The sequence below is a fragment of the Pseudomonas sp. RG1 genome (assembly GCF_025910115.1).
Classification (GTDB): Bacteria; Pseudomonadota; Gammaproteobacteria; order Pseudomonadales; family Pseudomonadaceae; genus Aquipseudomonas; species Aquipseudomonas atacamensis.
Genome location: NZ_JAPCIK010000018.1, coordinates 27,042 through 46,399, shown reverse-complemented (window position 1 = coordinate 46,399; position 19,358 = coordinate 27,042). Strand labels below are relative to the sequence as shown.

General features: G+C 61.4%; 15 protein-coding genes. 2 read left to right on the top strand and 13 right to left on the bottom strand.

Going from position 1 to position 19,358, the window contains the following annotated elements; all coding sequences use genetic code 11:
* Positions 1 to 13 precede the first annotated feature (13 nt).
* The 13 genes from OK411_RS10715 to leuC form a co-directional block, all read right to left on the bottom strand.
* The gene (locus tag OK411_RS10715) at positions 14 to 574 is read right to left on the bottom strand and encodes a CvpA family protein (protein WP_264364855.1); all 561 of its coding nucleotides are present in this window, start codon (positions 572 to 574) and stop codon (positions 14 to 16) included.
* Positions 575 to 672: 98 nt separating this feature from the next.
* Entirely contained in the window at positions 673 to 1,341 is a 669-nt protein-coding gene (locus OK411_RS10710; protein ID WP_264364854.1) for an SPOR domain-containing protein, read from the bottom strand.
* Entirely contained in the window at positions 1,325 to 2,632 is a 1,308-nt protein-coding gene (gene folC / locus OK411_RS10705) for a bifunctional tetrahydrofolate synthase/dihydrofolate synthase (RefSeq protein ID WP_264364853.1), read from the bottom strand. Before folC ends, OK411_RS10710 begins: the two co-directional genes overlap by 17 nt.
* On the bottom strand, positions 2,629 to 3,549 hold the full coding sequence (gene accD / locus OK411_RS10700) for an acetyl-CoA carboxylase, carboxyltransferase subunit beta (RefSeq protein WP_016773939.1): 921 nt from the start codon (positions 3,547 to 3,549) through the stop codon (positions 2,629 to 2,631). The genes folC and accD overlap by 4 nt, the downstream gene beginning before the upstream one ends.
* Positions 3,550 to 3,748: 199 nt before the next feature.
* Positions 3,749 to 4,381 carry a phosphoribosylanthranilate isomerase gene (locus OK411_RS10695; protein ID WP_264364852.1) on the bottom strand — a complete coding sequence of 211 codons (633 nt, stop codon included), beginning with the start codon at positions 4,379 to 4,381 and terminating at the stop codon, positions 3,749 to 3,751.
* Positions 4,382 to 4,445: 64 nt separating this feature from the next.
* Positions 4,446 to 5,270, bottom strand: a complete 825-nt coding sequence (truA, locus tag OK411_RS10690) for a tRNA pseudouridine(38-40) synthase TruA (RefSeq protein ID WP_016773937.1) — start codon at positions 5,268 to 5,270, stop codon at positions 4,446 to 4,448.
* A 267-nt stretch (positions 5,271 to 5,537) separates the two neighbouring features.
* Positions 5,538 to 8,177: a FimV/HubP family polar landmark protein gene (locus OK411_RS10685; RefSeq protein WP_264364851.1), complete on the bottom strand. Its 2,640-nt coding sequence runs from the start codon at positions 8,175 to 8,177 to the stop codon at positions 5,538 to 5,540.
* Positions 8,178 to 8,386: 209 nt separating this feature from the next.
* Positions 8,387 to 9,397 (bottom strand): aspartate-semialdehyde dehydrogenase, encoded by a 1,011-nt coding sequence (locus tag OK411_RS10680; protein ID WP_264364850.1) that lies wholly within the window; start codon positions 9,395 to 9,397, stop codon positions 8,387 to 8,389.
* 247 nt (positions 9,398 to 9,644) lie between these two features.
* Positions 9,645 to 10,757, bottom strand: a complete 1,113-nt coding sequence (asd, locus tag OK411_RS10675; protein ID WP_071171651.1) for an aspartate-semialdehyde dehydrogenase — start codon at positions 10,755 to 10,757, stop codon at positions 9,645 to 9,647.
* Positions 10,758 to 10,823: 66 nt separating this feature from the next.
* Positions 10,824 to 11,906 carry a 3-isopropylmalate dehydrogenase gene (leuB, locus tag OK411_RS10670; protein ID WP_016773933.1) on the bottom strand — a complete coding sequence of 361 codons (1,083 nt, stop codon included), beginning with the start codon at positions 11,904 to 11,906 and terminating at the stop codon, positions 10,824 to 10,826.
* Between the two features lie 55 nt (positions 11,907 to 11,961).
* A complete protein-coding gene (locus OK411_RS10665; protein WP_136493964.1) occupies positions 11,962 to 12,729 on the bottom strand; it encodes a class I SAM-dependent methyltransferase in 768 nt (255 codons plus the stop codon).
* Between the two features lie 95 nt (positions 12,730 to 12,824).
* Positions 12,825 to 13,469, bottom strand: a complete 645-nt coding sequence (gene leuD, locus OK411_RS10660) for a 3-isopropylmalate dehydratase small subunit (RefSeq protein WP_136493963.1) — start codon at positions 13,467 to 13,469, stop codon at positions 12,825 to 12,827.
* A gap of 2 nt (positions 13,470 to 13,471) precedes the next feature.
* Positions 13,472 to 14,902, bottom strand: a complete 1,431-nt coding sequence (gene leuC, locus OK411_RS10655) for a 3-isopropylmalate dehydratase large subunit (protein ID WP_041478531.1) — start codon at positions 14,900 to 14,902, stop codon at positions 13,472 to 13,474.
* Between the two features lie 139 nt (positions 14,903 to 15,041).
* Here leuC and OK411_RS10650 point away from each other — a divergent pair, with 139 nt between their 5' ends.
* Positions 15,042 to 15,932 (top strand): LysR family transcriptional regulator, encoded by an 891-nt coding sequence (locus OK411_RS10650; RefSeq protein WP_024012384.1) that lies wholly within the window; start codon positions 15,042 to 15,044, stop codon positions 15,930 to 15,932.
* Positions 15,933 to 15,995: 63 nt separating this feature from the next.
* The gene (locus tag OK411_RS10645) at positions 15,996 to 19,274 is read left to right on the top strand and encodes a PAS domain S-box protein (protein WP_122506455.1); all 3,279 of its coding nucleotides are present in this window, start codon (positions 15,996 to 15,998) and stop codon (positions 19,272 to 19,274) included.
* Positions 19,275 to 19,358: the final 84 nt, after the last annotated feature.

Below are 19,358 nucleotides of genomic sequence, written 5' to 3'. Positions count from 1 at the left end.
AACTGAACAACACTTACTGAGGCGTTTTCGCCGTCGGCAAGAGCTGCTCCTTGAACGGAATCTCAGCGGGTACGCTGATTCCGCTGGCAAGCCACTGACTGCTCCACCCGAGTATCAGGTTTTTGGACCAGTCGGCGACCAATAGAAACTTGGGCACGAGCTGTGATTCTTTCCACCACCCGTCCTGCTGTACCGGCCCCAGGCTCAACAGCCCGACCGCCACGACCACCAGCAACACGCCACGCGCTGCGCCGAAGGCCATGCCGAGGAATCGATCGGTCCCGGACAACCCGGTGACGCGAACCAACTCGCCGATAAGATAATTGATCATTGCGCCCACGATCAGTGTGGCGACAAACATGATGGCACAGCCCGCGATCACGCGAGCCGATGGGGTTTCGATGTATCCGGCGAGGTACTCGGACAGTGAGCCACCAAACATCCAGGCAACCGTTCCTGCGATGATCCAGGTCAGCAGCGATAACGCTTCCTTTACGAAGCCGCGGCTCAGACTGATCAATGCGGAGATGGCGATGATTGCAACGATCGCCCAGTCAACCCAGGTAAATGGCACAGTGCAGCCTACAGACGGATAAGGCGGCGCATTTTAGCAGAGCGCATGGCTGTCGGTAAGCTGCGATTGTCAGTGCTTTTCAATCGAGGTGATAGATTTCAGCCACGTTCAGGCTGAAAACGGACAACGAAGCCCTTGAGGTTCTGTTGACGGCTCAGCAGATCACGCAGACGGTCGGCTTCGGCACGCTCGATCAGCGGACCGACGAACACCCGATTCTTGCCATCGGCCGAACGAATGTAGGCGTTATAACCCTGGCTGCGCAGGTTCTTCTGCAGGCTCTCGGCGCTGGCGCGGCTCGACAGGCTGGCAAGTTGCACCGACCAACTCACCGACAGACCGTTGGCATCGACGCGGCTCTGCGTGGTGTCAGGCTTGCTGGTTGCCGAGGTGATTGGCTGAGCCGGCGCCGGAATCGGCTTGGCCACCGGTGGCGGCGTTGCCGGGCGGGCTATCTGCGCAGGGATGGTCGGTGCTGGCGCAGCCGGAGCAGCCGAAGCAGCCGGGGCCGCAGGCACCGCTTCTTCAGCGACCTCTTCGTCCGTTGGCACCGGCTCTTGTGGCAAAGCCTGGGGCTCAGGCACGGCGACCGGGTCCATTTGCACTTGCGGCATGGCCGAAGGCTGAGGCGCAGCCGGGGCCTCGACGGTCACCTGACGCTGCTCATCCTGACGGGAAAACAGCATCGGCAGGAAGATCACCGCCAGCGCCACCAGCACCAGCGCGCCAACCATGCGCTGCTTGTACGCTTTATCCAGCAAAGCCATTTGCCGCTTCCTCCGTGGAGCGCCGGGCCAGCCATTCAAGGGCCTCGGCGACACAATAAAATGATCCGAACAACAGAATCTCGTCGTCGCTGGTTGCCTCAGCGCACTGCCCTTCCAGAGCGGCCGCAACGCTGGCATAGGACGTAACCGAAGCACCAAGGTTCTGCAGCGCTGCCTCAAGCTCAGCTACGGGACGCGCACGCGGCGAATCCAGCGGCGCGACAGCCCAATGCGCGACACTAGCATTCAATTCGCCAACAACACCATCGAGATCCTTGTCCGCCAGCAACCCGAACACCGCCAGACGCTTGCCAACCGGCGGCCGCGCAGCCAGACGTCGCGCGAGATATTCAGCGGCATGCGGATTGTGACCAACATCCAGCAACAGGTTCAGGCGCTTGCCGTTCCATTCGAACGAACGACGATCAAGGCGCCCGACCACGCGCGTCGCCTGCAACGCCGCGACAATCTGTTCGGCATTCCACGGCAAACCTGTCAGCAGATAGGCTTGCAGCGCCAGCGCGGCGTTTTCCATCGGCAGATCAAGCAGTGGCAAATCACGCAATTCGACCGCTTGGCCCTGCGCGTCGGTACCGCGCCACTGCCAGTGCTGCTCAGTGATGCCGAGATCGAAATCGCGACCACGCAGAAAAAACGGGCAAGCCAGTTCGCGTGCCTTGTCGAGCAGCGGTTGCGGAGGATTCAGGTCGCCACACAGAGCAGGCTTGCCCTGGCGGAAGATTCCGGCCTTCTCGAAGGCTACGGATTCGCGGGTATTGCCCAGATAATCGGCGTGATCGACGCCAATGCTGGTGACCAGCGCGATGTCGGCATCCACCACATTGACGGTATCCAGACGCCCGCCCAACCCGACTTCAAGCACCACAGCATCAAGCGCGGACTGTTGGAACAGCCAGAACGCCGCCAGGGTGCCCATTTCGAAGTAAGTCAGGGAAGTCTCGCCGCGGCCCGCCTCGACCGCAGCAAAGGCTTCGCACAGCTGGGCGTCAGTGGCTTCGACGCCATTGAGCTGCACCCGCTCGTTGTAACGCAACAGGTGCGGAGAATTGTAGACGCCAACGCTCAGGCCCTGCGCACGCAGCAAAGAAGCCACGAACGCGCAGGTCGAACCCTTGCCGTTGGTGCCGGTGACCGTGATCACCCGAGGCGCCGGCTGGCCCAGCCCCATGCGGGACGCTACCTGTTGCGAACGCTCCAGGCCCATGTCGATGGCCGACGGATGCAACTGCTCGAGGTAGGCGAGCCATTCACCAAGGGTGCGCTGGGTCATACGTTGGCAGGCACCGGCGGCACCACGATTGGCTCGATCGGCGCGGCGACGAACTTCGGCGTCGGCTTGCCAGTCATCTGCGCCAGCAGGTTACCCAGACGCGGACGCAGTTCCTGACGGTGAATGATCATGTCGATTGCACCGTGCTCCAGCAGGAATTCGCTGCGCTGGAAGCCTTCCGGCAGTTTTTCGCGCACGGTCTGCTCGATTACCCGCGGACCGGCGAAGCCGATCAGGGCTTTCGGTTCGCCAACGATGACGTCACCGAGCATCGCCAGACTGGCGGAAACGCCGCCGTAGACCGGGTCGGTCAGTACGGAGATGAACGGAATGCCTTCTTCACGCAGGCGCGCCAGCACGGCCGAGGTCTTGGCCATCTGCATCAGCGAGATCAGCGCTTCCTGCATGCGCGCGCCACCGGAAGCGGCGAAGCAGATCATCGGGCAGCGGTTTTCCAGTGCGTAGTTGGCAGCGCGAACGAAGCGCTCACCGACGATGGCGCCCATGGAACCGCCCATGAAGTTGAATTCGAATGCCGAAACCACTACCGGCATGCCCAGCAGGGTACCGCTGACCGAGATCAGCGCATCTTTCTCGCCGGTCTGCTTCTGCGCAGCGACCAGGCGGTCCTTGTACTTCTTGCCGTCGCGGAATTTCAGACGGTCAACCGGCTCCAGGTCAGCACCCAGTTCGTTGCGGCCTTCCGGATCGAGGAAGATGTCGATGCGCGCACGTGCGCCGATGCGCATGTGGTGGTTGCACTTGGGGCAAACGTCCAGGGTCTTTTCCAGTTCCGGACGGTACAACACCGCCTCGCAGGATGGGCATTTGTGCCACAGACCTTCAGGCACCGAGCTCTTCTTGACCTCCGAGCGCATGATCGAAGGGATCAGTTTGTCTACTAACCAGTTGCTCATGCTTTCTTTCTCCAGTACCGGCGGCCCGAACGCTCTGGTTCGCAGCCCCGCGTATGCCCTTGAGCTAAATTCATGTGTGTGGCGATGGTTGATGAACAGTCGCGGTCAGCGCGGAACATGACCTGCGTACGATTCAGCAACCCTCAGCCGCGCCTGCTTTGTGCAAGTGCATTGATGGACGGCGGCAGACTGCCAGCCGTCACATCGACGATGTATTGCCGCGCACCGCGCTGATGAATGCGCGAATCTTGTGGTGATCCTTGATGCCTTTGCTCGCCTCTACTCCGCCGCTGACATCCACCGCGTAAGGCTTGACCCGTGCCACCGCGTCGGCAACGTTCTCCGGCGTCAGGCCGCCGGCCAGAATCAGCGGCTTGCTCAGGTGTTGCGGAATCAGTGACCAGTCAAACGCCTCGCCGGTTCCGCCAGGCACCCCTTCGACATACGTGTCGAGCAGTACGCCACTAGCGCCGGGAAAGGCATCGCAGGCAGCGGCAATGTCATCGCCAGCCTTGACCCGCAGCGCTTTGATGTACGGACGATGCCAGCCTTCGCACTCCTGCGCGCTTTCGTCGCCATGGAATTGCAGTAGATCAAGCGGCACCGCATCGAGGATTTCTCCCAGCTCGCAACGACTGGCGTTGACGAACAGCCCCACGGTGGTGACGAACGGCGGCAACGCCTTGATGATCGCCCTTGCCTGCTGCACATTCACTGCACGCGGGCTCTTGGCGTAAAACACCAGACCAATCGCATCGGCGCCGGCTTCGACGGCGGCCAGCGCATCTTCGATGCGGGTAATGCCGCAGATCTTGCTGCGAACAGCTGACATGTCAGGAAAACCTCAAGGCAAAATCCGAAAACGTCCCGGATGGTAACAAAAGCGTCCAAGGGCGTCAGCCGTCAAGTTCGGAGAAACCCGTAAGGAAATGTGGCCCGATAAAGCGCTCGGGCAACGGGAATTCGTCGTGGTACTCGACCTGCACCAGATACAGCCCGTACGGATGCGCCGTCACCCCGCCGGAGCGACGCTCGCGACTCTCCAGCACTTCTTTCATCCACTCCACCGGGCGCTCCCCGGCACCGATGGTCATCAGCACACCGGCAATATTGCGCACCATGTGATGCAGGAAGGCATTGGCACGAATGTCGAGCACGATCATCTTGCCGTGTCGGGTCACGCGCAGGTGATGCATCTTCTTGATCGGCGACTTGGCCTGGCACTGACCGGCCCGGAACGCGCTGAAATCGTGAGTACCGATCAGGTACTGCGCGGCCTCGGCCATACGCTCGGCGTCGAGCGGACGGTGATTCCAGGTGATTTCTTCATTGAGGTGCGCCGGCCGAATCTGATCGTTGTAGATCACATAGCGATAACGCCGGGCGATGGCCTTGAAGCGCGCATGAAAATGCGCCGGCATGACCCTGGCCCAGCTGACGCTGATGTCATGGGGCAGATTGATGTTGGCGCCCATGACCCAGGCTTTCAGCGAGCGATCAACCTGGGTGTCAAAGTGCACCACTTGGCCGCAGGCATGCACGCCGGCGTCGGTACGCCCGGCGCATTGCAGGGAAACCGGTGAATTGGCGACTTTCGACAGAGCTTTTTCAAGCTCTTCCTGCACCGTCGCCACACCGGTCAACTGACGCTGCCAGCCGCTGTAGCGCGAGCCTTTGTACTCAACGCCCAGCGCGACGCGGTAAAAGCCGTCGGGCGCCATTTCGGCGACCGGGTTATCTATGTTTGCCAAGGTGGGACAGCCTGCTGATTTTGCAAAGGCGGGCATTATAAGGCGGTGGGCCGGGGATGCCAGAGTTCTCTATCGGCAGTACCGCCGCCTTCGCGAGCAGGCTCGCTGCCACATTTGCAATGCATCCCCCTGTGGGAGCGAGCCTGCTCGCGAAAGCAATCGATCAGACACCGCCGAATCCGGCACCAACAAAAACGGCAGCCCCGCCGGGCTGCCGCTTGTTGTTTACCGCTGAACTTACGCCAGGTTGGAAAGCATTTCCTTGGCCTCGCCCCGCTGCTTCTCGTCACCCTCAGTCAACACTTCGTTGAGGATGTCACGGGCACCGTCGGCGTCGCCCATGTCGATGTAGGCCTGGGCCAGATCGAGTTTGGTCGCCGCTTCGTCGGTGCCGGCGAGGAAGTCGAAATCGTCTTCGCCCAGATCGTCACCCATCGCCGCGTCCGCTTCGGTGAAGCTCGGCTCGGCCATGCTTTGCGACAGGCGATCCAGCTCGGCATTGACGTCGTCCAGCTCGGCCGCGAAGGCATCCGGCTCAGCAGCTGGGTTGCTGTCCATTTCGTCCGCCAGCGACAGGTCGAAATCGGCTGGCAGCTCCAGATCGTCCTGCGGCACGTCAGCAACTACCGGCGTCTCGACCGGCGGCAGATCTTTCACACCGTCATCAAGATCCAGCAGGAAGTCATCTTCAGCCAACGTGGCCGGCGATGGTTCGGCGCCCAGATCCATATCCAGATCGAAGTCCGACAGATCGTCGAGATTGTCTTTCATCTCGGTCTGTTCTTGCAGCACCGAAGCGAAGCTCAGATCGTCTTCGGCCGGAAACGCGTCGAGCTCGACAGGCGCTTCGGGCTCGACCGCTGGCGCAGGATCGACCGGGGTGATGTTGTCGAGGTCGTCCAGGCTCAAATCGAACGCGGTGTCGAGGTCGTCAGCGGCGGTCTCGGGCGCTTGCGGCTCGTCTTGCAGCAGTTCCTTGACGTACTGCGCGTCCAGCTCGGCAGCGACGGCGGCAGCCGCCAGCCCACCGGCAGCAACCACGGCCATGGCCGGGAAGCGGCTCTTCAGTGCTTCGACCTTGGCGAAGTTATCGCCATTAGCCACCAGTTGACGCTCCTGCGCGACGAACGCATCACGGTCGCCCTGCTGGCCGTAGACTTCCATCAGCTTCAGGCGCAGATCGCTGCGTTCCGGCTCAAGGCTGACGCCCTCTTCCAGCAGCGCGGCGGCTTGATTGAGGCGACCGGCATTGATGTGCGATTGCGCTTTGTCGAGCACATCATCAGAGCGCTCGCCGGCCGGGGCCACCAGAGGTGCGGCAATCGGCGCAGCCATCACCACCGGAGTGACGACCGGCGCTGGAGTTGGCGCAGGTGCCGGAGCTGGCGTATTGAGTTTGACGCTGGCTGCCGGGGTTTCCAGGCCAGAGAAGCTGCTTTCCGGCAGATCCTGCTCAGCGGAGAACTCTTGCTCTTCAGCCAGAGCGCGGGCCATGCGCAGGTGCTTTTCGGCTTCCTGCTGGGCTTTGCGACGGCGCGCCAGCAGCAACAGCAGAAGCAGCAGAACCACCGCACCGCCGCCGATCAGGCCGAGCAGGATCGGATTGGTCAGCAGTTCATTGAAGGCTTTATCGTCATCGGCGGCAGCAGGCGTGGTTTCGACCACCGGCTCGACGACTGGCTCAACCGGGGTTTCCGCTGGCGGCGCGATGGCCGACTCTGGAGTCGGGGAAGCCGCTGCGGCGTCGGCCGGGGTGGCTGGCGGTGTTGCGGCCAGTTCGGCAGTGATCGCCGGCACCGGCGGCACAGCAGCAGTGGCGCCGTCGGCCTGCATCTTCGCCAGTTGATTGTTCTTCAGCTCGATCAGCTTTTGCAGCTTGTCCAACTGGCTCTGCAGATCCGCCATGCGGCTTTTCAGTTCCTCGTTGTCACGACGGGTCGTGTCGAGGTTTTCCTGGGTGATTGCCAGTTTGTTGCTCAGCGCCTTGGCGTCGCCGGCCGGGCCTTTCGCACCGGGCTTGGCGCTTTCCGCCGAGACCAGGCTCAGGTTGTCCTGAGTGTTGGCCGCTGCACCGGTATTGCCACGGCCGCGATTGGTTGCATCCAACTGCTGCTGACCGGTGCCAGGCTTGGCCGCGTAACGACGGCCCTGACGCCACGCTTCGTTCTGCGCCGCCACTTCAGCGATGGCCGCCGACTGCGGCAGCGCCGTGCTTTGTACCGGATCCGGCAGACGCAGCACCTGACCGGTTTTCAGACGGTTGATGTTGCCGTCGATAAAGGCATTCGGATTGAGCGCCTGAATCGCCAGCATGGTCTGCTGGACCGAGCCACCGTTGCGCGCCTTCGCGGCGATTTCCCACAGGGTGTCGCGCGGCGTGGTGGTGTATTGATTGCGATGGGTGGCGCCGGTGGTTGGCGCGGTGATGGTCTGCGACGGCGCCGGTTGCGCGGCGGCGTCAGCGGTCTGCGGCGAGAATTTCGACGGATCGAGCAGCACGCTGTAATCACGCAGCAGGCGGCCATTGGGCCACATCACCTGCACGAGGAACTTCACCATCGGTTCCGACAGCGGTTGGCTCGAGGTCACGCGCAACACGCTTTTGCCGCTGGCGTTGAGTACCGGGGTGAACGTCAGGTCATTGAGAAAGGCCTGCCGATCGACGCCAGCCTTGGCGAAGTCTTCAGGGGAAGCCAGGCTCGGCACCACCTCGGCGGCGGTGAGATCCTTGACGTCGAGCAGCTCGATTTCAGCCACCAACGGCTGGTTCAGGGTCGACTTCAGGGTCAGCTCCCCGAGCCCGAGGGCATGCGCCATACCGGAGGACAGCGCCGAGGCGGCCGCTATTGCTAACACCAGTTTGCGAACTTGAACCATAGCCTCATCCTTTGTTTGAACGTTCCTCGGCCAGCGAGAAGCTTTTGAATACCGCTGCCGTAAGGCATTGCATGCGACGACGGGGGTCGCCGCGCGCGATCATTTCGGTGCTGCCCCGGAAAGTCCCGGAGGGTGACTCGTCATCGACGCGCTTCGGGCAAGCATAGCGCTCACCTAGAATCAGTCGACAAATTGTTGCCAAGTATCTTTTACAGCAGGTCTTTTATCAACAACTCAGCCAGTTGCACGGCATTGAGCGCCGCGCCTTTGCGTACGTTATCTGACGTCAGCCAAAGATTTAGTTCCGCCAGGTCGTCGACACCACTGCGCACGCGGCCGACATAGACCACGTCCTGCCCCACCGCATCGCCGACCGCGGTCGGATAATCGCCGGCCTCGACCAGCTCGATGCCCGGTGCAGCCTCGAGCGCGGCGTTGACTTTTTCCAGGTCAACAGCGCTGCCTGACTGCAAGGTCACGCTAAAGCTATCGCCAAAAAACACCGGGGCTTGAACGCAAGTGGCAGAAATCTTCAATAAAGGTTTTGCCAGCACCTGGCGCAGCTCTCGAACCAATCGTTTTTCCAGCAGCGTGTGGCCCTGCGCATCAGGCGTACCGACTTGTGCCAGCAGGTTGAACGCCATCTGCCGGTCGAAGAACGTCGGTTCCAGCGGACGCATGTTGAGCAGCTCGGCGGTCTGCCGCGCGAGCTCGGTGACCGCTTCGCGACCTTGGGCAGAAACGGCCAGGTTGGCGGTGACGTTGACGTATTGCAGATCGAGCAGATCGAGCAGCGGCGCCAGTACCACAGCAAGCGTAGTGGCCGACGGGCTTGGGCTGCTGACCTGGAACGGGCTTTTCAGACTGGCGAGAATATCGGCATTGGCCTCGGGCACCACTTGTGGCGCCTGATCCGCAGGCAGCGCGCCGGATAAATCGATCAGAGAGCAACCGGCAGCGTGGGCGCGAGCGGCGTAGCTCAGCGACACTGCAGCGCCAGCGGCGAAGAACACCAGTCTGACCTTGCTGAAATCGAACTCGTCGACCTCGCGCACGCGGACGTTTTTGTTGCGGAACAGCACCGAGCTGCCGGCCGATTCGCTGCTGGCCAGCAGGTGCAAATTGCCGACCGGAAAGTCGCGCTCTTCGAGAATCTGTACGAGGGTTTCGCCGACAGTACCGGTGGCGCCGATAACGGCGATATCGAAAGTCTGGGTCATGGAACTACCTCTGGCAAAACGGGGGGAGCGGCACTTTACCGGGTGGGTGGCGCACAGGCAATTTCTGCCCGTACCGATCGTTCCGACGCTCTGCGTGGGAATGTCTCAACGGACGCTCCGCATTCTGCTTTGGAAGGGACGCAGAGCGTCCCGGGATGCATTCCCACGCGGAGCATGGGAACGATCATTGCGCATAAAAAAACCCGCACCTCTCACAAGGCACGGGCTCTTTCATTGCTTCAAGCGATCAACGCTCCAGCAGGATTCGCAGCATGCGACGCAGCGGTTCGGCCGCGCCCCACAGCAGTTGGTCGCCGACGGTGAAGGCGCCGACGAATTGCGAACCCATGTTCAGCTTGCGCAGACGACCGACCGGTACATTCAGGGTGCCGGTGACCTTGGTCGGGCTCAGCTCCTGCATGCTGATCTCGCGGTTGTTCGGTACCAGCTTGACCCACGGGTTGTGCTGGCTGATCAGCCCTTCGATATCGGCGATCGGTACGTCTTTGTTCAGCTTGATGGTCAGCGCCTGGCTGTGGCAGCGCATGGCGCCGATGCGCACGCAGATGCCGTCGACCGGGATCGGACTCTTGAAGCGACCGAGGATCTTGTTGGTCTCGGCTTGGGCCTTCCACTCCTCGCGGCTCTGACCGTTTGGCAGTTCCTTGTCGATCCACGGGATCAGGCTGCCGGCCAGCGGTACGCCGAAGTTTTCGGTCGGGTAGGCTTCGCTGCGCATGGCCTCGGCCACGCGACGGTCGATGTCGAGGATCGCGCTGGCCGGGTCGGCCAGTTGATCGGCGACAGCGGCGTGGGTCGCACCCATCTGCTTGATCAGTTCACGCATGTTCTGCGCGCCGGCACCGGAAGCCGCCTGATAGGTCATGGCGCTCATCCACTCGACCAGACCGGCCTCGAACAGACCGCCCAGACCCATCAGCATCAGGCTGACGGTGCAGTTGCCGCCGATGTAGTTCTTGGTGCCCGCGTCCAGTTGCTGGTCGATGACCTTGCGGTTGACCGGGTCGAGAATGATCACCGCGTCATCGTTCATGCGCAGGCTCGACGCCGCGTCGATCCAGTAGCCCTGCCAGCCGGCTTCACGCAGCTTGGGGAACACTTCGCTGGTGTAGTCGCCGCCCTGGCAGGTCAGGATCACGTCGAGGGTCTTCAGCTCGTCAATGCTGTAAGCGTCCTTGAGCGGAGCAATGTCCTTGCCCACGGACGGGCCTTGGCCACCGACATTGGACGTGGTGAAAAACACCGGCTCGATAAGATCGAAATCCTGCTCTTCCAGCATCCGCTGCATGAGCACGGAACCGACCATCCCGCGCCAACCGATCAGACCTACACGTTTCATCGCAACTACACCTTCTTGAAAAGTGGGCCGCTGCTTTGTATTGAATTTCGCAGCGGGCCCGAGAGATTACAGATTCCGCAGCGCGGCGACTACTGCGTCGCCCATTTCCTGCGTACCGACTTTGGTACAACCGGCCGAGTGGATGTCACCGGTGCGCAAGCCCTGATCGAGCACCACACTGACAGCTTTTTCGATGGCATCGGCAGCGTCGTGCAGATTGAAGCTGTAACGCAGCATCATCGACACCGACAGGATCGTCGCCAGCGGGTTGGCAATGCCTTTGCCAGCGATGTCCGGCGCCGAACCGTGGCACGGCTCGTACATGCCCTTGTTGTTGGAGTCCAGCGAGGCCGACGGCAGCATGCCGATCGAACCGGTGAGCATCGACGCTTCGTCGGAGAGGATGTCGCCGAACATGTTGTCGGTGACGATCACGTCGAACTGCTTGGGTGCGCGCACCAACTGCATGGCGGCGTTGTCGACGTACATGTGGCTCAGTTCGACTTCCGGGTAATCCTTGGCCACCTGCTCGACCACTTCACGCCACAACTGACTGGATGCCAGGACGTTGGCCTTGTCCACCGAGCAGAGCTTCTTGCCACGAACCATGGCCATGTCGAAACCGACACGGGCGATGCGGCGAATTTCGCTTTCGCTGTACGGCAGGGTGTCGTAGGACTGACGCTCGCCATTGTCCAGCGTACGGGTGCCACGCGGCGCGCCGAAGTAAATGCCGCCGGTCAGCTCACGGACGATGAGGATGTCCAGACCGGCAACGATTTCCGGCTTCAGGCTCGACGCGTCGGCCAGTTGCGGATAGAGGATCGCCGGGCGCAGGTTGCCGAACAGGCCCAGTTGCGCACGAATTTTCAGCAGACCGCGCTCAGGGCGGATGTCACGCTCGATGGTGTCCCATTTCGGCCCACCGACAGCGCCCAGCAGCACGGCGTCGGCAGCCCGTGCACGATCAAGGGTTTCGTCGGCCAGCGGCACGCCGTGCTTGTCGATGGCCGCGCCACCGATCACGTCGTGGCTCAGCTCGAAGCCCAGGCTGTACTTGTCATTGGCCAATTCCAGCACCTTGACCGCTTCGGCCATGATTTCCGGACCGATACCATCACCCGGGAGAATCAGAATCTGCTTGCTCATGCTTTCCTCGTGTCTTCAAGCGGTGCGCCACTGAACGGCGCGCCGGGAAAAATTCTTATCGCTCAGCCATCAGTACGATCACATCGGTACTGAACGAGCCGTCGGTATCTATCTCAAAATACTCACGCACTTCGTTGCCCATCGACTGCTGCAACTGGCGGATCGCCGCGCGCATCACGTCAGGTGTGCGCATGCGCTCGACCCAACTGCTGTACTCCAGACGCAGGCGCTGACGGGTAGTACTGCGCACATGCAGACCGGCTTCGCTGACCTGCCGCAGCCACTCGGCGGCGGAGTAGTCGCGGACATGGCTGGTGTCGCGCAGCACTTCAACGCTTTGCAGGTAAGTGTCGAACAACGCACTGCCCGGTGACAACACATCAACGAACGCCGCCACCCCGCCCGGCTTCAGCATCCGACGCACTTCGCGCAAGGCCAGACCGAGGTCGCTCCAGTGATGCGCCGAGTACCGGCTAAACACAAAATCGAACTCGCCATCGACGAACGGCAAGCGCTCGGCAGCGCCGTTGACGGTAATGATGTTGCTCAAGCCGCGATCGACGGCAGCGCCGGCAACCACATCAAGCATTTGCTGCGACAAGTCGTAAGCCACCACTTCCCTGACCAGCGGCGCGACATGGAAACTGACGTGACCGGCGCCACAGCCCAGATCCAGCACCCGCGCTCCACCCTGCCCGGCCAGTTCAGCCTGGAGCAGCGCGAACTCGCTGCCTTGGGCGTGAACCGCGCTGCTCAGGTAAGCGGCGGCCTGTTCGCCGAATTGCTTCTGGACCACCTGGGTGTGCTGGGCGGTGCTGGTCATGGATCACATCCTGTAAGCAGTGTTATTTGAAATACATTCCCTGTGGGAGCGAGCCTGCTCGCGAAGAGGCCCGCCCTGACTACATCAATCCCGAATCAGGCGTCGCGAAACAACCACGGCTGGCTAACACGATGCTTGGCCTCGAACGTCGCGATCGCATCGCCGTCCTGCAAGGTCAGGCCGATATCGTCCAGACCGTTGAGCAGGCAGTGCTTGCGGAACGCATCGATTTCGAAGCTGTAGACCTTGCCATCCGGGCGGGTCACGGTCTGCGCTTGCAGGTCGATCTGCAATTGATAACCCGGCTCGGCTTCAACCTGCTTAAACAGTTCATCAACTTCTGCATCGCTGAGGATGATCGGCAGCAGGCCGTTCTTGAAACTGTTGTTGAAGAAGATGTCGGCGTAACTCGGCGCGATGATGCTGCGGAAACCGTACTCTTCCAGCGCCCACGGCGCGTGTTCACGGCTCGAGCCGCAGCCGAAGTTCTCGCGGGCGAGCAATACGCTGGCACCCTGATACCGCTCGGCGTTGAGGACGAAATCCTTGTTCAACGGGCGTCTGGAGTTGTCCTGATAAGGCTGGCCGACATCCAGATAACGCCACTCGTCGAACAGGTTCGGACCGAAACCGGTGCGCTTGATCGACTTCAAGAACTGCTTGGGAATGATCTGATCAGTATCGACGTTGGCACGATCCAGAGGCGCGACAAGACCAGTGTGCTGAGTAAATGCCTTCATCTTTACTGTGCTCCTTGGATCAATTCACGAACGTCGATGAAACGGCCGTTCACTGCTGCCGCCGCCGCCATCGCCGGGCTGACCAGGTGGGTACGGCCACCGGCGCCCTGACGGCCTTCGAAATTACGGTTGGACGTCGAGGCGCAATGCTCGCCGGACTCCAAACGGTCCGGGTTCATCGCCAGGCACATCGAGCAACCCGGTTCACGCCATTCGAAACCGGCCTCGAGGAAAATCTTGTCAAGGCCTTCGGCTTCGGCCTGCGCCTTGACCAGACCCGAGCCCGGCACGACGATCGCCTGCTTGATGGTCGAGGCCACCTTGCGGCCCTTGGCGATTACCGCAGCGGCGCGCAAGTCTTCGATGCGCGAGTTGGTGCAGGAACCGATGAATACGCGATCAAGCTGAATGTCGGTGATCGCCTGATTGGCGGTCAAACCCATGTATTTCAAGGCGCGGACGATCGAGTCGCGCTTGACCAGATCCATTTCCTTGGCCGGGTCCGGCACGTTCTGATCAACAGCCAAAACCATCTCAGGCGAAGTGCCCCAGCTGACTTGCGGCTTGATCTGCGCGGCGTCGAGCTCGACCACGGTATCGAACTTGGCATCGGCGTCGGAGACCAGGTCTTTCCAGGCTTCGACGGCCATGTCCCACTGCTCGCCTTTCGGCGCGAATGGACGACCTTTGACGTAGTCGATGGTCTTCTGATCCGCCGCCACCAGGCCGACGCGGGCGCCGGCTTCGATGGACATGTTGCAGATGGTCATGCGGCCTTCAACGGACAGATCGCGGATCGCGCTGCCGGCAAATTCGATGGCGTGGCCGTTACCGCCGGCGGTGCCGATCTTGCCGATCACCGCAAGGACGATGTCCTTGGCGGTCACGCCGAACGGCAATTGACCTTCGACGCGCACCAGCATGTTTTTCATTTTCTTGGCCACCAGGCACTGTGTGGCGAGCACGTGCTCGACCTCGGAGGTGCCGATGCCGTGGGCCAACGCACCGAATGCGCCGTGGGTCGAGGTGTGCGAGTCACCGCAGACCACGGTCATGCCCGGCAAGGTCGCGCCCTGCTCCGGACTGATCACGTGAACGATGCCCTGACGCACGTCGTTCATCTTGAATTCGACGATGCCGTATTCATCGCAGTTGTCGTCGAGGGTCTGCACCTGCAAACGCGAAACCTGATCGGCAATGGCTTCGATGCCGCCCTTGCGCTCCGGGGTGGTCGGTACGTTGTGGTCCGGGGTCGCAATGTTGGCATCGATGCGCCAAGGCTTGCGTCCGGCCAGACGCAGGCCTTCGAAGGCTTGCGGCGAAGTCACTTCGTGAATGATGTGACGATCGATGTAGATCAGCGCCGAGCCATCGTCGCGCTGCTTGACCAAATGCGAATCCCAGAGCTTGTCGTAGAGCGTTTTGCCGGCCATCAGACGGTTCCTCATCAGCTTGTTTCTATGCCCTGGGCTTATCAATAACCCTTTGGCTTGTGAGGCCGATCCTATGGGGTTAGATTAAATAACTCAAATTCATATTTTTTATGCTTTGGATAACCAACTGGAATGCGACATGGACTTGGCTAACCTCAACGCTTTTATTGCCATCGCCGAGACCGGCAGCTTCTCCGGCGCCGGCGAACGCCTTCATCTGACCCAACCGGCGATCAGCAAGCGCATCGCCGGTCTTGAGCAGCAATTGAAGGTGCGCCTGTTCGACCGCTTGGGCCGCGAAGTCGGCCTGACCGAGGCCGGTCGCGCCCTGCTGCCACGGGCTTATCAGATTCTCAACGTGCTCGACGACACCCGCCGCGCCCTGACCAACCTGACCGGCGAGGTCAGCGGTCGCCTGACGCTGGCCACCAGTCACCACATCGGCCTGCACCGCTTGCCGCCTCTATTAAGGGAGTTCACCCGCCGCTACCCACAGGTTGCGCTGGATATTCAGTTTCTTGATTCGGAAGTGGCCTACGAGGAAATTCTCCACGGCCGCGCAGAATTGGCGGTCATCACCCTCGCGCCAGAGCCGCATACCTTGGTCAAAGCCACGCCGGTGTGGGACGACCCGCTGGATTTCGTCGTCGCCCCGGAGCATTCGCTGATCAACAACGGTGCCGTCAGTCTGGCGGACATCGCCGGCCATCCGGCGGTTTTCCCCGGCGGCAACACCTTTACCCACCACATCGTCCAGCGTTTGTTCGAAGCCCAGGGCCTGACGCCGAACATCGCCATGAGCACCAACTACCTGGAAACCATCAAGATGATGGTCTCCATTGGCCTGGCCTGGAGCGTGCTACCGCGCACCATGCTCGACGAACAAGTGGCAAGCATCGCATTGCCGGGCATACAGCTCACTCGCCAGCTAGGCTATATCTTGCACACCGAACGGACGCTATCGAATGCAGCACGCGCCTTCATGGCCCTGCTGGATGCACAAATCGATCGGCCAGGGATCCCGGCCTGACTTGTGCTACTCCTATAGAGCCGCTCCTGTGCCTAACGCCACTCAGCTCAAGGCCCGCTGACAATGCCGAAATCTGTTGACCGAACTCCGCCGATGCCGCGAATCCAGGCCGTCGATCCGCGCCATTCCGAGCAGAGCTGGGAAAGCGCGCCGCAATTGCTCGCCGCGCTCAACGGCGCGCGGCTCGGTGCCTGGTATTGGGACATCGAGCGTGGGCAGATCAGCTGGTCGCGGGGCACCCAGGCGTTGTTCGGTTTCGATCCACGGCAGCCGTTGCCCGCCGATTTGGAATATCTCGACCTGTTGCCGCCGGAGGACCGCGCGAAAACCGTGCGCGCCTTCCACGCGGTGATCGCCGGCGCGCCGCTGGAGCAGGCGATGCATCACCGCATCCGCTGGCCCGACGGCAGCCTGCACTGGCTGGAGATCAGCGGCAGCCTGCTGCCAGACAAGAACGGCCGGCCCCGAATGATCGGGGTGATTCGCGAAATCACCCACCAGCGCCAGCGCGAGCAGGCCTTGAGCAGCTCGGAGAAACGTTTCGCTACACTATTCCACCTGTGCCCGAACATGGTTCTGCTGACCCGTCAGGATGACGGTCTGATCAGCGAGGCCAACCAGTATTTCGAAAGCCTGTTCGGCTGGCCGGTGCAAAGCGCAATCGGCCGCACCACCCTGGAACTGGGCTTGTGGGTGCACCCCGAGCAACGCGCCGAACTGGTGAAAAAAACCAAAGCCAAGGGCGAGCTGATCAGCATGGAAGTGCAGTTCCGCGCCAGCAATGGCCAGGTGCACGACGGCATCCTCAGCGCGCAGAAGGTCGAGCTCGAAGGTCAGCCCTATCTGCTCAGCACGTTCCTCGACACCACTGAACGCAAAGCCGCCGAACTGGCCTTGAAGGACAGCCAGGAGCGCCTCGACCTGGCGCTGGATTCGGCGCAACTCGGCACCTGGGACTGGCACATCCCCAGCGGCATGCTTTACGGCTCGGCGCGCGCTGCGCAATTGCACGGGCTGGAGCCGATTCCATTCCACGAATCATTCGAGGAGTTTTTCGAAGGCGTGCCGGGCGAGGAACGCGACAGCATGCGCGACGCGTACCGCAGCCTGCGCGAAGGCCCCGCCGGCAATTATCAACTGACCTATCGGGTGCAATTGCCCGACGGCAGCTCGCGCTATCTGGAAAGCCGCGCGCGTCTCTATCGCGACGACAACGGCGCACCGCTGCGAATGGCCGGCACGCTGCTGGACATTACCGATCAGGTCGAGCGCGAACAGCGTCTGGTCGCCTCGGAAGAGAAATTCGCCACGCTGTTTCAGGTCAGCCCCGATCCGATCTGCGTCACGCGCCAGGAAACCGGGGAGTTCATCGAGATCAATTCCAGCTTCAGCCAGACCTTTGGCTGGAGCGCCGCCGATGTGATTGGCCACACCGCCGAGGAAATCGGCCTGTGGGACGCCTCGGCGAAAAGTCTGCAACGCATCGAACGGGTGATTCGCGAACAAGGCCTGAGCAACGTGGCCATTCTCGTCCAGCACAAGGACGGCCAGTCGCTGACCTGCGTGATTTCCAGCCGGCAGATCAGCGTCGGCGACCAGCCGTGCATCGTCACCACCCTGCGCGACATCACCCAGCAACAACGCTCGGAAGCAGCGCTGAAGGCCAGCGAAGAAAAATTCGCCAAGGCGTTTCACTCCAGTCCCGACGCCATCACCATCACCGAGCGCGACACCGGGCGATATCTGGAGGTCAACGATGGCTTCTGTCGCCTCACCGGCTACCGCGCCGACGAAGTGTTGGGCAAAACCGTTTATCAGGTGGGGATCTGGGCCGAAGAGAAACAACGCTCGACCTTACTCGCCGAGTTACAGATCAAGGGCCGCGTGCATCATCAGGAAATGCTCGGGCGCAACAAGCGCGGCGAATTGCTCACGGTGGAAGTCTCGGTCGAGCCGATCACGCTCAATGAAACCGCGTGCCTGCTGCTGACCGCGCGCGACGTCAGCCTGTTGAAGAACGCCGAAGCGCAGATTCGTCACCTGGCCTATCACGACCCGCTGACCAACCTGCCCAACCGCGCCCTGCTGATGGATCGCCTGAGTCAGCAGATCGCCCTGCTCAAGCGCCACAATCTGCGCGGCGCCTTGCTGTTTCTCGACCTCGATCACTTCAAGCACATCAACGATTCCCTCGGTCACCCGGTCGGCGACACCGTGCTGAAAATCATCACCGCGCGGCTCGAAGCCAGCGTGCGCATGGAAGACACGGTGGCGCGCCTCGGTGGCGATGAGTTTGTGGTGTTGCTCAGCGGCCTCGAAGGTTCGCGCAGTGAAGTCAGCGAGCAAGTGCGCGCGCTGGCCGACACCATTCGCGAATTGCTTTCGGAGCCGATGTTCCTTGATGGCCAGCGCCTGCAAGTGACGCCGAGCATTGGCGTCGCGCTGATCCCCGATCACGGCTCGACCCCGACCGACCTGCTCAAACGCGCCGACATCGCCCTGTACCGGGCCAAGGATTCCGGGCGCAACACCACGCAGATGTATCACAACACCATGCAGAAAGCGGCCAGCGAGCGCCTGCGCATGGAGACCGACCTGCGCCTGGCGCTGTCGCGCGGCGAGTTCAACGTGCACTTTCAGCCACAGGTCGATGCCCGCGACAACCGCATCATTGGCGCCGAAGCCCTGGTGCGCTGGAACCATCCCGAACTCGGCGCGCAATCGCCCACCGAGTTCATCAAGGTACTGGAAGACAGCGGCCTGATTCTCGAAGTCGGCACGTGGATCCTCGATGAAGCCTGCAACGCTTTCAAACAACTGATCGCGTTGAAACTGGTCGACCCGCTCAACTTCAGCCTGTGCGTGAACATCAGCCCCCGGCAGTTCCGCCAGAACGATTTCGTCGAACGCATCGAACACAGCATGACCAGCCACGGCCTGCCCTGCTCGCTGCTGAAACTGGAAATCACCGAAGGCATCGTCATTCAGAATCTGGAAGACACCATCAGCAAAATGCGCCGCCTGAAAAAGCTCGGCGTGAGCTTCGCCATGGACGACTTCGGCACCGGTTATTCGTCGCTGACTTATTTGAAGCGCCTTCCGGTAGACACCCTTAAGATCGACCAGTCGTTCATCCGCGATGCGACCACTGACTCCAATGTCGCGGAGATCATTCGCGCAATTGTCGCGATGGCCCGCAGCCTTGAGCTGGAGGTCATTGCCGAGGGCGTGGAGACGCCAGCGCAACTGGCGTTTTTGCAGGGCCTGGAATGCCATTTGTATCAGGGTTATCTGCACAGCCGGCCGGTGGGGTTGGAGGATCTGAAAAAACTGCTGCCCTGAATCGGCGGTCGCACAGACTGGCAACAGAGCAACAATTGCCACGGTTTGCGTCAGCCTGTAGGGTCGCGTTTTTTGCGCCGCTTC